Raw genomic sequence first — 14554 nt, 5'->3', positions numbered from 1 at the left:
TTATCCTCGAACTTCTAACGTTCCTCGAACCATGTTCATTCCACAACTAAAGGTATATTCTCCAGGTTTTTCAGGAGTAAATTCAATCGTTGTAGTTTGATCAAGAGGTAAATCTTTCGATATATTAAAATCAGGAAACAGAACTTTATCTAAACAATGACTGGGATCTTTACGGTGAAATTTCAAACGAACAAGTTGACCCGAATTAACGGTAATTCTGCTAGGTTCGTATCCGCCATCTACTATAATTTCTAGTTCTTGAGTGTCTTGAGTTTGGGTGGCTTGTTTGGTTTTGGGTTTACTAAACATAAACCACCAAAGTTCTAAACCAATTAACCCTAAACCAGCAGTTGTGATGGCAATTTTAACAGGAATGGGTTGTTGAATTTGGCGAAATTTATCGGTAGATTCAGAAGGAGATTCTGTAGAAGCAGCTTGAACAGAAGTTACCAGAATTAAAGAGAGTAAAATCTGACTCAAATAGAATCCACTTTTCCTATAGTTTAGCATGAGTTTAATCTCCATTCGCTTTGAATTTTAATCAAAAATATCTGAGAACTTTAAACCACTTTCAGCTCAATATTTTCTCACGATTACAGTTTAAAGTTCCGCAAACGTAGCGCATTTGTAACCACAGAAACTGAACTCATTGCCATCGCACCTCCCGCAATAATTGGATTAAGTAACCAGCCAAAGAACGGATAAAGAATTCCAGCCGCGAGGGGAATTCCAGCCGTGTTGTAAATAAAGGCAAAAAACAGATTTTGGCGAATATTATTCAAAGTCGCCCGACTAAGTTTAATTGCGGTTATAATTCCCATTAATTCTCCAGAGATTAGGGTAATATCTCCGGCTGCAATTGCTACATCTGTTCCCGTACCAATCGCAATTCCTACATCTGCTTGGGCGAGTGCAGGTGCATCATTAATTCCATCACCAACCATCGCCACAATTCGATGATTTTCTCCTTTTCTTTTCTTTTCTTTTTGAATAGATTTAACTAAATCTGCTTTTTGATCGGGACGAACTTCTGCAAAGATTCGTTCAATTCCGACTTGTGATGCAATCGCTTCGGCTGTTTTTTGATTATCTCCGGTAATCATAACGACTTCTAACCCCATTCTTTGTAAAGATTTTACGGCATTTTCTGAAGTAGGTTTGAGCGTATCAGCAATTCCGATTAACCCTTCTATTATACCATCAATAGCGACTAAAGCGGTTGTTTTTCCTTCAGTTTCCCATTGTTGTTGAAACTGTTTTAAAGCTTCTATATTAATATCTAATTCTTCCATCCAGCGACTCGTTCCAATTTGTATAAATCGATCTGAAATATCACCTTGAACCCCCATTCCCGTCATCGCTTCAAAATTTTCGGGTTCAGGTAAAGGAAAATCTACGCCTTGAGATTGGGCATATTGTACAATTGCTTCAGCCAGAGGATGTTCAGATTTGCGTTCAATTGCGGCGACTAATCGTAATAATTTTAGTTCATTATCGTTAGCCGTTCCTCCCGTGGTAATATAGTTAGTAACGGTTGGTTTTCCGGCTGTTAATGTGCCTGTTTTATCGAGAATAATCGTTTGAATCTTATGAGTAAGTTCTAAGCTATCTGCCCCTTTAATTAAGATTCCATGTTCAGCACCTAATCCCGTTCCGACCATTACAGAAGTTGGTGTTGCTAATCCTAATGCACAAGGACAAGCAATAATTAAAACCCCGACGCTGGTGAGAGTTGCTAGGGTTAAATTCCCGGTAAAATTAAACCAAATAAGAAAGGTTAAAATCGCGATCGCAATCACCACTGGAACAAACAAACCTGTGACTTGATCGGCTAATTTTTGAATTGGTGCTTTTGAACCCTGCGCCTGTTGTACCAGTTGAACAATTTGGGCTAAAACTGTATCTTTTCCAACTCTAGAAGCCCGAAATTTAAAGCTTCCGGTTTTATTAATAGTTGCGCCAATAATGTCATCTCCGGGTTTCTTTTCAACAGGTACACTTTCTCCTGTTACCATTGATTCATCAATTGTGGAACGTCCTTCTATCAGTTCACCATCAACGGGTATTTTTTCACCTGGACGAACAACAACAATATCCCCAACATTTACAGCTTCTAGAGGAATATCTACTTCTTTTCCATCCCGCACAACCCGAGCGGTTTTTGCTTGTAAACCCATCAATTTACGAATGGCTTCTGAGGTTTGTCCTCTGGCTTGATGTTCGAGTAATTGTCCGAGTAATATTAGAGTAATCACTACGGCTGCTGACTCATAATAGACATCTGCACTTAACCCTTGACTGATGAAAAATCCCGGAAAAATTGTCACAAATATCGAGTAAAGATAGGCTGAACCTGTTCCGACTGCTATTAATGTATTCATGTCAGCACTGCGACGTTTTAACCCTTTCCAGGCTCCTGTAAAAAAGGTTTTTCCGCACCAAAACATCACTGGAGTTGTGAAAATTAGCTGCAACCAGGGGTTATGTAACCACATCGGAATCAAGGGAATTTCTAACCCCGTCATCATCGGTAAGCTGCCGATAATTAAAATGCTACTAATAACCGCACTAATAATAACTTTACGCCGCAGTTTTTGGGTTATTTGACGGTTTTCTTCGTCCCGATCTTCTAGACTACTCTGACTGTTTTCCATCGGTTCAGCGCTATATCCCGCATCTGTAACCGCTTGTTGAATATTTGTAATATTAGTTTGTTTGGGATTATACTGAACTGTTGCCTGTTCTGCCCCAAAATTAACGTTACAGTCTGCTACGCCAGGAACTTCGTGAATAGCGCGATCAATTTTATTGGCACAAGCGGCGCACCCCATACCTTTTAGTCGTAAATAGCTGGTTTCCATCGCTTTGACTCCAGTAGATGTGAGACTCAATGAGAAGTATTCTTTCATCCTATAGTCTCCCGTCGAGTGGAGAGTCAAGAGCTAAATAGAGGTTTGTCTTTTCCCCTTTTGAAACAGGGATCAAAATGATCACCAAAAATGACGAATACCCTTAAAATAAGAACTAGATGCAACCTTAATAAAATTGATAATGTCAACAAACTCAGCCATCAATGACGCTGTAACGAACCGCATCGAAAACGCAGAAACCCCAACTTGCGATCAACATCATGGGGTTGATTTAGAAGATATCCAGATCGTCAGAACTCAAACTCTTAGTGTCGAAAAAGCCCAACAAATGGCAGAGTTTTTCAGCTTGTTAGGAGATGCAAACCGTCTACGATTATTATCTATATTAGCCCGACAAGAGCAATGTGTTTGTGATTTAGCGGAAATTTTAGAGATGAGTGAATCAGCCGTTTCTCATCAATTGCGATCGCTGCGTGCGCTACGATTAGTTAGTTATCGTAAACAAGGACGAAAAGTTTATTATCGACTGCTAGATCGTCATGTTCTCGATCTCTATCAAGCGGTGGCTGAACATCTCGACGAAACTGAAGATTCTGATTAAAATCAGTTGGGATCGTAAATTAGAGAGTAAGATATGATAAATGTTCAAGATCAAAGATACAATAATCGGCGTTGCAAAATGAGAATATCATTTGAATAGATGCGAAAAAATGGTGCTTCATTGATCAACAGTTTCAGGGGCTATAAATTTGACTCGATTCCTGCAATAATGCAACGCCAATTTTGTGCTATTGAGCTATAATCTTCCAAAGAGCGCGGTTATAGTAATTGGCATCAGCTCCTACGACTGTAGGACTTTCAAAACCGGATGATGCTTTCCAACCTCCCTCTGCTCCTCGATCTCCTTTAATGGGTTCTCCATCAGAAAACAAATACCGCTTGGTTTCTTTATTTTCGATCAGAAAATCGTCACCATTCTGGTAAATAATCCAAAGAGCGCGGTTATAGTAATTGGCATCAGCTCCTACGATTGTAGGACTTTCAAAACCTGATGACGCTTTCCAGCCTCCCTCTGCTCCTCGATCTCCTTTAATGGGTTCTCCATCAGAAAACAAATACCGCTTGGTTTCTTTATTTTCGATCAGAAAATCGTCACCCTGTTGATGGATAATCCAAAGAGCGCGGTTGTAGTAATTGGCATCAGCTCCGACGATTGCAGGACTTTCAAAGCCGGATGAGGCTTTCCAACCTCCCTCTGCTCCTCGATCTCCTTGAATGGGTTCTCCATCAGAAAACAGATACCGCTTTGTTTCTTTATTTTCTACTAGCACAGATGTGTTTAGTAGCTTAAAGGAGTTTGGGCTAACTTTTTCCATGAAATTCTCCTGATTAGATTGTTTGTGAGTAATTGAAGAAATATCTATTGAATTTACCATCCATTAGGTTTGAGTTGAGTTAATTTTTGTGATCCTAAAAGAGTTGACATCCTCCCAACGCCAACATTCTTTATGGCGTGGGTCTCCTGCCGCCGAAAGATGAAAAGGTATAAACTCGCCTTATATCCTGGCACTCAAGTTTGAACTATTTATTGATGGGGAAATCAATATTTAATTCTGGCTCAAAGATGGACTTATTGCTCAAAATCCAGTCAAAATGTCCGTTACAATAGACGAGTCGTAACATAATTAGCAATTTGACGTAGAACCCCTTTCGGTTCCAACTCCTCAATAAACGTCAAATCCTCCTCAAAATGTCGCACACCTTCGTCAGCTAATCTATCCGCTAATTCAACAGCATATTCAATGGAACCAAAATTATTCATCGCTTGCAATATTTCCTCTGCATTGGCTTGAGTTTTTTCTGACGCGGTAAACGCAAAATTTCATCCATTCGCGCCCGAGTTCCTTCATCGATGGTTCGCATTAAATGAATTAACATCACCGTTCATTTTAAAATTAGTTCTCAACAACGGTGATGAAACGGCACAGAAATTAAGGGTAAAAACACCAAGAAAACTCGACTCAAATTCCAATAATTTAATGTGGAATCAGATTCAAGCGTAGAGTCATCCTTAATCAAAGCTTCGATCCTTTCTGTCATGCGATTTTGAGGGGCAATACAACTAAACGCCGCACAACTCTCTTCTGAAATAGCAACCGGTTGACGAACCATTAATAATAGCGACTCGGCTAAAAGTAAAGGATCAATTTGTTGAGCAGCCCATCGATCAGCTCGCAGTTCTCGTAAGAGTAACAATTCTTGCCAAATGTCTTCAGTCCCCGGCAACCAAGCCGTTAAACGCCGACAAAAGCCCAACCCAAAAAACCAAAATGTATCTTGATAATAACGATGGGCTTGTTCGTGAATAAAAACCGCTTTTTGTTGTTCAGGAGTTAATATTTTTAGCAGTCCTTGACTTACCACTAATTCTGGATTCCAAAACCCGATTTGAGCGCAAAATAAAACCGGATTTTCTAAGACTCGAACGGTGATTCCTTGAACGACAATTTGAGAACAGTGATCAACTTGGTTGATTAATTTGCAGCTTTTAAAGACTAAAACTAAACCCAATAGGATCGCCCATCCCCACAACCCCCAGGCTAACCCATAACCCAACCAACCTGTCGGCTGTCCAAGCATCTGTCCTTGTGGCCCCATCCAAATCACCGCGATCGCACTCATCAGCAACATCAAAGGTGGTAAAATTAACCTGATTAGCGATCGCTGCCAACGTTGCGCCCAAGTTCCAGAACTCAAAACATTTACCCCTCGCCAACTTATTGCCAACCCCAGTGAGACTAAAATTAAAATAAAGTGCATTATTTATCCTCGTTTCTGGCTTCTCGTAAAGCTTTTAAGCGTTGCGCGATTGCATCAAGTTGCTCTAAACTAGCAGAATCGAGATCACTAGCAAACGCCGCCACAATATCAGGATTACCCAAAGCTAAAAACTGATTGAGGTGTTCGTAGGCAATCATTGCTTGGGCTTCGGTTCGAGAAATTCGCGGTTTCCACATATAAGCCCGTCTACTGCGATCGCAAGACAGCCAGCCTTTTCGGCGCAAACGATTTAATACAGTTGTTACACTCGGCGAGGATAATTCTCGATCCGGATCGGCGAGAATCTGTTCATGGACTTGTTTGACGGTAGCACAGCCCAAATCCCAGATAATGTTTAAGATTTCTTGTTCTAGAGGGCCAAGAGACATTTTTTCAGGACGATAATTGGGTTTTGGTGTCATTTTCCTCAGATTGTTATTTAGCTGTAAACTCCATAACCAGATATCTCATTTTTAGATTTTCTTATCAAGCTTGAGTCTCTATGGTACAATAATCATCGGTTCCACTTCCAACCAGTTGTCCGATCAGCAAGTCCAGGACTGAGGATGCTAAAGTAGAAGTGTGAAAAACTCGATAAAGCGAGCAATTTAAAAGGAGAATATGAACTTCATTTTGTCAATCTCTAAGCGAATAGTATTAGGATTATCTCTTGTTTTGTTGATGGTGAGCAGCTTGGTCTTCAATGCTTCTCCTGCTGCCGCAGCAACCTATGAAGTTAAAATGGGTGCTGATAATGGAATGTTATCATTTGTACCCAGCAAGCTAGAGGTACAGCCCGGTGATACAGTAAAGTTTATTAACAATAAACTCGCTCCTCACAATGCTGTTTTTGAGGGAAGTTCAGACGTTGCTCAGGAACTGACTCACAAGCAACTGATGTTTTCTCCCGGAGAAAATTATACAGTCACTGTCCCCTCAGATGCGTCTTCTGGTGATTATACCTACTACTGTGAACCGCATCGGGGTGCGGGTATGGTTGGACACCTGATTGTTAAATAATCCTCTCAATTAGCGTTACTCACAACCATTCGTTGTAGCTTGAACTGCTAGCAATTATCTCCTCTCCTTGACAGAAAGTATTCCTCCAGACTTAAGATTTTCTTAGGTGTTGTAGCGAAGTTAAAGCAACTTTCTCAAACAAGGGGAGGAGAAATTTATTGAATATACCTTTGCCAAAGATCATGTCAAAAACTTACACTGTTGAAATTCATCATCAAGGAAACGTTCACACCCTAGAAGTTCGTGAAGATCAACTGATTCTAGAAGTTGCAGATGAAGCCGGACTAGAGTTACCGAGTTCCTGTCATGCTGGAGTTTGTACCACCTGTGCCGCTAAACTACAAGAGGGTGAGGTTGATCAGGGTGAAGGGATGGGTGTGAGTCCTGAACTTCAATCGGAAGGATATGCCCTATTATGTGTTTCTTATCCTCGCTCTAACTTGAAAATTGAAACGGAAAAAGAAGACGAAGTTTATCATCGCCAATTCGGTAAATCATAGTAATATCCTCTTAACTTCTACACAAACTTCCCTTTCAACTCAATTCCTCGACTTCAAATCAGTCTGTACATTGGAGTCGGGGAGGGGATAAAATCAATGAACCGTCGTCAATTTTTAACCGGGTTCGGACAAACCCTATTACTCACTCAGTTTTCCCCACTTTCTCCGATAACAGCAAATACTTCTCCGACGATTCTCAAGCCTCCACGACTAAAAATAGGGGATACTGTTGGGTTAGTGACTCCGGCAAGTCCGATTAAGAAGTCCCATATAAAGTTTATTCAATTCCAATTAGCCCAACAGGGATTAAAGATTAAAGTTGCCCCTCATGCTTTAGATGAATATGGCTATTTAGCCGGAGTTGATCGAGATCGGGCAGCCGATATTAATGCTTTCTTTGCCGATGAGTCGGTTCAAGCCTTGATCGCTACAGGAGGGGGTTGGGGAAGTAGTCGCATCTTACCATTTTTAGATTATGATTTGATTCGCCGCAATCCTAAAATCATTTTGGGCTATAGCGATATTACGGCTTTACTTGTTGCTATTTATAGCCGCAGTGGATTAACCACGTTTCACGGACTTTTAGGAACTTCAGTTTGGAATGAGTTTTCAGTCACTTACTTGAGACGGTTGTTATTTGACGCAGAAGCAATCATCTTTCAAAACCCGGCTGAAGTCAAGGTTGAAACGATTACTCCAGGACAGGCTAGAGGGCGGTTAGTGGGGGGGAATTTATCGGTGATTGGGGGATTAGTCGGATCAGGTTTTTTACCGGACTGGAATCAAGCGATTTTATTTGTAGAAGATGTTGGAGAGGATATATATCGGGTTGATCGAATGTTAAATCATTTGAGATTAGCGGGAATACTAGAACAACTGGGGGGTTTTATTTTTGGTCAATGTACTCGCTGTCTTGATGAGGAGGATGATTCTCCCACCCTGAGTTTGTGGCAGGTTTTAAATGATCATATTCGACCTTTAGGGATTCCGGCTTGGTATGGTTCGATGATTGGTCATATTCGCGATCAGTTTACAGTACCGCTCGGGGTCGAAGTCGAAATGGATGCTAATTTGGGTATGATTAAAATGTTAGAAAGTGCCGTGATTTGATATTATTTCCTTTGTGATAAAGATCACCCTGAGCCGTGATATAAAACAAAGATTTTTTTGAAAATGACTGTTAAAGTTTTACCAGGTTTGATTAAACAAACCAAAATTACGTCAGCTTGGAGCTGAAAAAGATCAGACGGCTGCACTTCAAGAAGCTTTAAGAGAGGAGTGCAATGGCAATCGCTAAAACGTTAATGATCTTAGCGGTGCTAGGGGGAACAAACAACCTGATGTTGTTATTGGGTTACAACAGATAATAAATAGGTTGAAAAACCTGTGTAAATAGGATTTAAGCGAGAGCGTTGAAATGTTCTCGCTGTTTTGTTAAGATGATTTCTTTTGATTGAGTAGATTGATTTTTTAAACCGATTGTTTAAGATTAAAAAGTAGAATCAAGACTCTCTTGTTCACCTCCTAACCCACCATGCTTTTGCTAGTTCGATGAGTAACTTAATCGCCCGACGTTTGGAACAATACACCGAAAAACGCCCTCAAGAAGTTTTGATTGTTCATATTGAAATTGAGGGTGAACCCGACGAAATTGCTATTTTTAAAGGATTTTCTAGTTCTTTGATGCGTCCGACAGCTTTTGATCCTGATGTTCCTGTACTGCCCAACACCGCGAAAATTCTCAAAATAGACCGTGTTGCTAGTCCCTACAACCCGACACAACCCGATTATCTTCAGCAAGGATTAACCTGGGATAGTATTCAACCCCTGTTATCTCAAGTGGGAGTCTAGAGTTGATCAGTCCCAAGTGAATGCTATGCCACCCTAGAGGGACTAATCACTCCATCCGATAGCTAGGATCTATTCAGCCATGCCCCCTGCGGCTTGAAAGCGCGCTCTAGCTCGTTTCAGCGCATTTTTGGCTTTCATTTTTTCTTGGTCGCTACCACCGCTTTCTGCTTTTTCTAAGTTCGCTTGGGCTTCTGTATAAGTAGTCCGAGCTTGACTCAGATCAATGGATTGACCCCGTTCGGCTCCATTGACTAAAATAGTGACTTCATTTTCTTCAACTTCAGCGAATCCTCCCAGCAGAGCAATCGGAATCCATTCCGACTTAGAACGAACTCGCATCACTCCCACATCAAGAGCAGTCATCATGGGTGCGTGTCCACTCAGAACACCCAATTGACCCGTTGTGCTGGGAAGAATAACTTCTTCAGCTTGATCGTCCCAGACCGTTCTATCTGGAGCAATTACACGCACATTAAGTGTCATTTGTCAAGTATAAATAGAAAGTAGTTCGTGATCTCAAGTAAACAGAAGACAAAGGCGGAAGGGGGGAAATCAAGCTGTGATCACAGAGGACTGATTTCCAATTCCCCGTAGCCCCTGATCCGACTAGGACTTCATTTTTTCAGCTTTAGCCATGACTTGATCGATACCGCCAACCATGTAGAAAGCTTGTTCGGGTAAGTCATCGAGTTCGCCAGCGAGAATCATTTGGAAACCCTTGAGAGTATCCTTTAATTCCACATACTGACCCGGAGCGCCTGTAAATACCTCAGCCACGAAGAAAGGTTGAGATAGGAATCGCTCAATCTTACGAGCGCGGGAAACCGTCCGACGGTCTTCTTCTGACAATTCATCCAAACCCAGAATCGCAATAATATCTTGCAATTCCTTGTAGCGTTGTAGAGTTGCTTGTACCGCCCGTGCAGTTTGATAATGCTCATCACCCACAACACTCGACTGTAGCATCGTAGAAGTGGAATCTAACGGATCAACCGCCGGATAAATCCCTTTAGCAGCCAATGCCCGAGACAGTACAGTGGTTGCATCCAAGTGAGCAAAAGTCGTGGCCGGAGCCGGGTCAGTTAAGTCATCTGCGGGGACGTAGACCGCCTGAACTGAAGTAATCGAGCCTTCCTTTGTCGAAGTGATCCGCTCTTGCAGTTCACCCATGTCAGTACCCAAAGTCGGCTGATAGCCCACAGCAGAAGGCATCCGACCTAGTAGAGCGGATACTTCAGAACCCGCCTGTACAAACCGGAAGATATTATCGATAAACAGCAGCACGTCTTGTTTACTGACATCACGGAAATATTCAGCCATCGCCAGAGCCGAGAGGCCGACGCGCATTCTAGCTCCGGGAGGCTCGTTCATTTGACCATAAACGAGGGCAATTTTGGATTTGGTGCGGTCTTCTAGGTTAATAACCCCTGATTCGATCATTTCTTGATAGAGGTCATTCCCTTCGCGGGTACGTTCGCCCACGCCACCAAACACGGATACGCCACCGTGAGCTTTAGCAATGTTGTTGACCAATTCCATCATAATGACGGTTTTGCCCACGCCTGCACCGCCGAATAAGCCGATTTTGCCGCCGCGACGGTAGGGTGCGAGCAGATCAAGCACTTTGATTCCGGTTTCAAAGACAGCAGGTTTGGTTTCCAGTTCTGTGAAAGCGGGTGCAGAGCGGTGAATAGAGAAAGTTGTCTCGGCATTAACCGGGCCAAGATTATCAACCGGTTCACCCAACACATTAAAAATCCGACCCAATGTTGCCGGGCCAACAGGAACGCTAATCGCAGTGCCTGTATCGATCACTTCCATCCCACGGACCAAGCCATCAGTGGTACTCATTGAAACCGCACGGATTTGGTGATCACCGAGAAGCTGTTGCACTTCACAGGTAACAGAGACTTCTTGACCCGCTTCGTTCTGACCCTTAATCGTCAAGGCATTGTAGATTTCGGGCATTTTGCCTGCCGAAAATTTGACATCTACAACGGGACCGATGACTTGGGTAATGTAACCTACGTTTGTTCTTTGTTCGGTGGTGACCATGATGAGCGTCTATTTCCTTAAATCGCTTCATCCGATTTCTCGGAAAGCTTAACATCTAGATAATTACCATCTTTTAGCGTATCACTGATGGGAACATCAAGAAATTGTCGATTTAAGATTTTAGTTTCACTTTGACAAGTCCGGCTCGAGAATCGTCGGTATCCGCTTCAGTGCCGGGAAAATTTCCCCCAACTACAGGCAGGACTGTGCGCGTTCTAACCCTAAAACTTGATTTGTGGGGAGGTGGGGAGGTGGGGAGGTCGGGAGGTCGGGAGGTCGGGAGGTCGGGAGGTCGGGAGGTCGGGAGGATTTTTATTAATAAAAAGCTATTTTTCATGTTTAAAAAATACCTCTCCCCGTCACCCCCATCACCCCCGTCACCCCGTCACCCCATCACCCCCGGCAATTTTTAACTCGGGAAGCGAGTCATCCGCAAGCACCGCCAATTCCGAGGCGGTGAACGGATGACTGAGAATGAAACAGCCCTGCAACTACAGGGGAGAATCGTAGGACGTGGGCGGGGTTTGATTTACGTCGGGAGTATTTTTGACCCGTCGAATCGGTAGATTGGCAATTAAAGCGGTCGCACGTTGATCGCTTTCTAAACCAAATTCCGAATCTTCCGTGTCAATTTCGACATAGCGAGACAACACCTCTAAAATTTCTTGACGCATGGCTTCGATTAGCTCAGGAGTCAGGTCGGCGCGATCATGGGCGAGAACCAATTTTAGGCGACGTTTGACATCCTCGCGGCTATTGGTACTACGCGGAAAGAGTCGTTCCAGGAGTTCGTTGAGTTTCATCGGATTTTCGATTCGGTGAGGATCGCGTTTCGGGTTAGAACTGGAGATTGCACTCAGAGGGGGGGATGTTAGTGAGCCGTCATCAGTTATCCCTATTAGCTCAAAATTCAGACTTGCTTTGGTTTCTATCGACTTTTGATTTTCCTCTGTTGACGAACGGTTATAGAGGGTGTCTGTCGGTTGACGGGGAACTAATAATCTATAACCGAATTGGATCAGCGGTGATCAACGACAATTTCAAGAGAAAAATTTTTAGAGAAATCGAAAAACTGCCCCTTAACCCAGAATTTTAGACGAGAATAGTCGGCGTAATCGAGTCAAGAATCCTTCTTCGGGAGGATTAAAATCAATAAATTCCACTTTTTCGCCTTCGAGACGCCGCGCAATATTGCCAAAAGCTTTTGCTGCTGGAGTCAAGGTTTCCGCCAAGACTAGGGGTTCTCCTTTATTCGTGGAAACAATCACCCCTTCATCATCGGGAACAACACCCACGAGCGGAATTGCCAGAATTTCTTCGACATCCTGGACAGACATCATGTCGTTTGACTGTACCATTTGAGGTCGAATGCGGTTAATCAGAAGGCGGATTCGTTTGATATTATTGGCTTCGAGTAAACCAATCACCCGATCTGCATCTCGTACTGCTGAAATCTCGGGTGTGGTTACAATTACTGCTTCTTTCGCCGGGGCGATCGCATTTTGGAAGCCTTGTTCAATTCCTGCTGGACAGTCAATCACCACGTAGTCATAGGATTTTGCTTCTAACATCCCGACTAATTCTTTCATCTGTTCGGGGGTGACTGCATCTTTCATGCGGTTTTGAGCGGCAGGTAATAGCACCAAATTCGGCTGTCGTTTATCTTTGACTAATGCCTGTTCTAGACGACACTCTCCTGATAGCACTTCCAACGCTGTATAAACAATCCGATTTTCTAGACCTAACAGTAAGTCTAGATTTCTCAATCCAAAATCGGCATCAATCACGGCAACCTGACGTCCTTTTTTTGCCAGAGCCATGCCAATGTTTGCTGTACAGGTGGTTTTACCCACTCCTCCCTTGCCTGAGGTAATAACAATAATGCGACTCATGCTCGTTTTGTGTGTTAGCCGTTAGGGACTTAAGAATATTAGAATAGTCGTTAAATCGCCAATCTAGGTAATCATTTGTCTACTCAAGACACTTGAAAAATCAGATGTTTTGAGTGAATCATGCCTGAGAATCTCTGCAAATGCAAGCTTATTCCTGTCTTGCTCCTGTTTGTCTAGTTTGTGCTGGTTTTTGGCTGGAGAACTTGAGGATAATCTAGTGGGGTAGAGGTTGAATAACAATTTTAGTCTTTAGCTCGATCACCTCGAACTTGCCAAAGCTTCACTTTAGCGTAATCGGAAGCTTTACTAATCCGAACACCTTGAGAGGTCATATAAGCAATTTCTGGATAAAATTGAGCAGGTGGTTTTTCCGGGCCTCTGGCCATCTGATCCGCAATCCGAATTAAAGTCGGTTCCATCTGCAACGCCATAATCATACTCTTGAGATTGCCATTCACTCCGGCATGAACGCTACCGCGCAATCGTCCCCAAATGATAATATCTCCTTCTGCAACGACTGTACTTCCCGGATTGACATCTCCGACAATGATCACAGTCCCCGGATGTTTGACTTCCATTCCCGAACGCAGAGTCGTTTGCAAATAGAGAGGATCAGCTTGAGAGTCTGCTTTGTCTATGGAGGTATTATTAAGTTTATTGCGTTCTGAGTCTTGATCAACAGAATAACCAACGGTGGCTGCGGCGACAGCAGTTTGGCGTCGAGAGGTTTGGACTCGCTTCAGGTGCAGTTGGGCGATGGTTAAAGCTTCGGCAATCTCTTGGAGTTGACGCACATCTAACAGTCGATTTCCGGCGATCAAATGCACTTCTGTATCAGGTTTCCAAGCGTGTTCACTCCCGTTAATTCGATGTTTAAGCTGTTGCCAAAGTTCTGTCCACTGGCTACCTGTGGGGGGATCGGAATCTTCTAAATTGGGGGTTTCTGGGGGTAATATTAATAACAGCCGTCCATCGAGACTTTTAAACCGCACTTGCTGCTGAAGATTAACAGAGGGTGGGGTCGCTTGGTCTTTGGGTTGAACAGTATTTTCGGGCGTAACAGTCGTAGAGGATGAGGTATCAGATTGCATGATTCTGCGTTAATGTCTAGCACTGAGACGTTCAAGAGCCGATCACTCAACAGCGACATTTTCGGCTTGATTATTTTAACAGGAATTGGTTGCCCGATTGCGTGATTAGGTCTGATCTGACTTGATTGGGTTGAGACTGGATTTTTGTCAAACCTTTGATCAGTGAGAAAATGTCAGTCCCTCGTTGTCAACAAATACCCACTTTTTCCCACTACAAAAACTCGATCCATATTTAATGATAGTAATAAGTTAAAACTCCTAATTTTAGGTTATCTCTAAAAAAAATGTATGATTTTTCTGCATAAATTCATGGAGTCCAACCTTATATCAAACTAACGCCTATCGAGATGTAGAAGTTTAGGCAGAATTCGCCAAAAATGAAGCATCGTCTGATTTGGAGCCGAACAGTTGGCAACAAGTTGCATAAGCTCTCCAATCCAAGAGATAGGTTAGAT

16 protein-coding genes and 1 pseudogene are annotated in these 14554 nt (G+C 42.8%); 5 read left to right on the top strand and 12 right to left on the bottom strand.

Going from position 1 to position 14554, the window contains the following annotated elements; all coding sequences use genetic code 11:
* Both L8106_RS13090 and L8106_RS13085 read right to left on the bottom strand, forming a co-directional pair.
* A complete protein-coding gene (locus L8106_RS13090) occupies positions 1–510 on the bottom strand; it encodes a cupredoxin domain-containing protein (RefSeq protein WP_009784795.1) in 510 nt (169 codons plus the stop codon).
* An 83-nt stretch (positions 511–593) separates the two neighbouring features.
* Entirely contained in the window at positions 594–2861 is a 2268-nt protein-coding gene (locus tag L8106_RS13085; protein ID WP_039896251.1) for a heavy metal translocating P-type ATPase, read from the bottom strand.
* A 190-nt stretch (positions 2862–3051) separates the two neighbouring features.
* Between L8106_RS13085 and L8106_RS13080 the strand changes: the two genes are divergently transcribed.
* The gene (locus L8106_RS13080; protein ID WP_009784793.1) at positions 3052–3471 is read left to right on the top strand and encodes a helix-turn-helix transcriptional regulator; all 420 of its coding nucleotides are present in this window, start codon (positions 3052–3054) and stop codon (positions 3469–3471) included.
* Between the two features lie 187 nt (positions 3472–3658).
* On the opposite strand, the gene L8106_RS13075 is transcribed toward L8106_RS13080, so the two are convergent.
* The 5 genes from L8106_RS13075 to L8106_RS13065 form a co-directional block, all read right to left on the bottom strand.
* A complete protein-coding gene (locus L8106_RS13075; RefSeq protein WP_198012937.1) occupies positions 3659–4306 on the bottom strand; it encodes a hypothetical protein in 648 nt (215 codons plus the stop codon).
* Positions 4307–4530: 224 nt separating this feature from the next.
* The gene (locus tag L8106_RS32160; protein ID WP_009784791.1) at positions 4531–4692 is read right to left on the bottom strand and encodes a hypothetical protein; all 162 of its coding nucleotides are present in this window, start codon (positions 4690–4692) and stop codon (positions 4531–4533) included.
* The gene (locus L8106_RS34230; protein ID WP_255348888.1) at positions 4689–4811 is read right to left on the bottom strand and encodes a hypothetical protein; all 123 of its coding nucleotides are present in this window, start codon (positions 4809–4811) and stop codon (positions 4689–4691) included. Before L8106_RS34230 ends, L8106_RS32160 begins: the two co-directional genes overlap by 4 nt.
* Positions 4812–4832: 21 nt before the next feature.
* Positions 4833–5690, bottom strand: coding sequence for a M56 family metallopeptidase (locus L8106_RS13070; protein WP_009784789.1), 858 nt, complete (start codon positions 5688–5690; stop codon positions 4833–4835).
* On the bottom strand, positions 5690–6112 hold the full coding sequence (locus tag L8106_RS13065) for a BlaI/MecI/CopY family transcriptional regulator (protein WP_009784788.1): 423 nt from the start codon (positions 6110–6112) through the stop codon (positions 5690–5692). The genes L8106_RS13070 and L8106_RS13065 overlap by 1 nt, the downstream gene beginning before the upstream one ends.
* Before the next feature lie 211 nt (positions 6113–6323).
* Between L8106_RS13065 and petE the strand changes: the two genes are divergently transcribed.
* The 4 genes from petE to L8106_RS13045 all read left to right on the top strand — a co-directional run bounded on the left by petE (position 6324) and on the right by L8106_RS13045 (position 9061).
* On the top strand, positions 6324–6710 hold the full coding sequence (petE, locus tag L8106_RS13060) for a plastocyanin (protein ID WP_232228475.1): 387 nt from the start codon (positions 6324–6326) through the stop codon (positions 6708–6710).
* Between the two features lie 182 nt (positions 6711–6892).
* Positions 6893–7210: a 2Fe-2S iron-sulfur cluster-binding protein gene (locus tag L8106_RS13055; RefSeq protein WP_009784786.1), complete on the top strand. Its 318-nt coding sequence runs from the start codon at positions 6893–6895 to the stop codon at positions 7208–7210.
* Positions 7211–7306: 96 nt separating this feature from the next.
* Complete coding sequence (locus tag L8106_RS13050) at positions 7307–8320, top strand: LD-carboxypeptidase (protein ID WP_009784785.1); 1014 nt, start codon at positions 7307–7309, stop codon at positions 8318–8320.
* Between the two features lie 441 nt (positions 8321–8761).
* Positions 8762–9061: a hypothetical protein gene (locus L8106_RS13045; protein ID WP_009784784.1), complete on the top strand. Its 300-nt coding sequence runs from the start codon at positions 8762–8764 to the stop codon at positions 9059–9061.
* Positions 9062–9130: 69 nt separating this feature from the next.
* Here L8106_RS13045 and atpC read toward each other — a convergent pair whose 3' ends face one another.
* From atpC to minC, 5 genes and pseudogenes are all read right to left on the bottom strand, one after another.
* Positions 9131–9544 carry an ATP synthase F1 subunit epsilon gene (atpC, locus tag L8106_RS13040; RefSeq protein WP_009784783.1) on the bottom strand — a complete coding sequence of 138 codons (414 nt, stop codon included), beginning with the start codon at positions 9542–9544 and terminating at the stop codon, positions 9131–9133.
* A gap of 123 nt (positions 9545–9667) precedes the next feature.
* On the bottom strand, positions 9668–11116 hold the full coding sequence (gene atpD, locus L8106_RS13035; protein WP_009784782.1) for a F0F1 ATP synthase subunit beta: 1449 nt from the start codon (positions 11114–11116) through the stop codon (positions 9668–9670).
* A gap of 491 nt (positions 11117–11607) precedes the next feature.
* Positions 11608–11919, bottom strand: a complete 312-nt coding sequence (gene minE, locus L8106_RS13025; protein ID WP_009784780.1) for a cell division topological specificity factor MinE — start codon at positions 11917–11919, stop codon at positions 11608–11610.
* A 276-nt stretch (positions 11920–12195) separates the two neighbouring features.
* Positions 12196–13011, bottom strand: a pseudogene (gene minD, locus L8106_RS13015) (septum site-determining protein MinD); the annotation flags it as partial.
* A gap of 239 nt (positions 13012–13250) precedes the next feature.
* A complete protein-coding gene (gene minC, locus L8106_RS13010) occupies positions 13251–14099 on the bottom strand; it encodes a septum site-determining protein MinC (RefSeq protein WP_009784777.1) in 849 nt (282 codons plus the stop codon).
* Positions 14100–14554 lie beyond the last annotated feature (455 nt).

Origin of the sequence: Lyngbya sp. PCC 8106 (assembly GCF_000169095.1) — a bacterium.
Classification (GTDB): domain Bacteria; phylum Cyanobacteriota; class Cyanobacteriia; order Cyanobacteriales; family Microcoleaceae; genus Capilliphycus.
The sequence above is the reverse complement of the archived record's forward strand: the minus strand, read 5'-3'. Positions and strand labels throughout refer to the sequence as shown.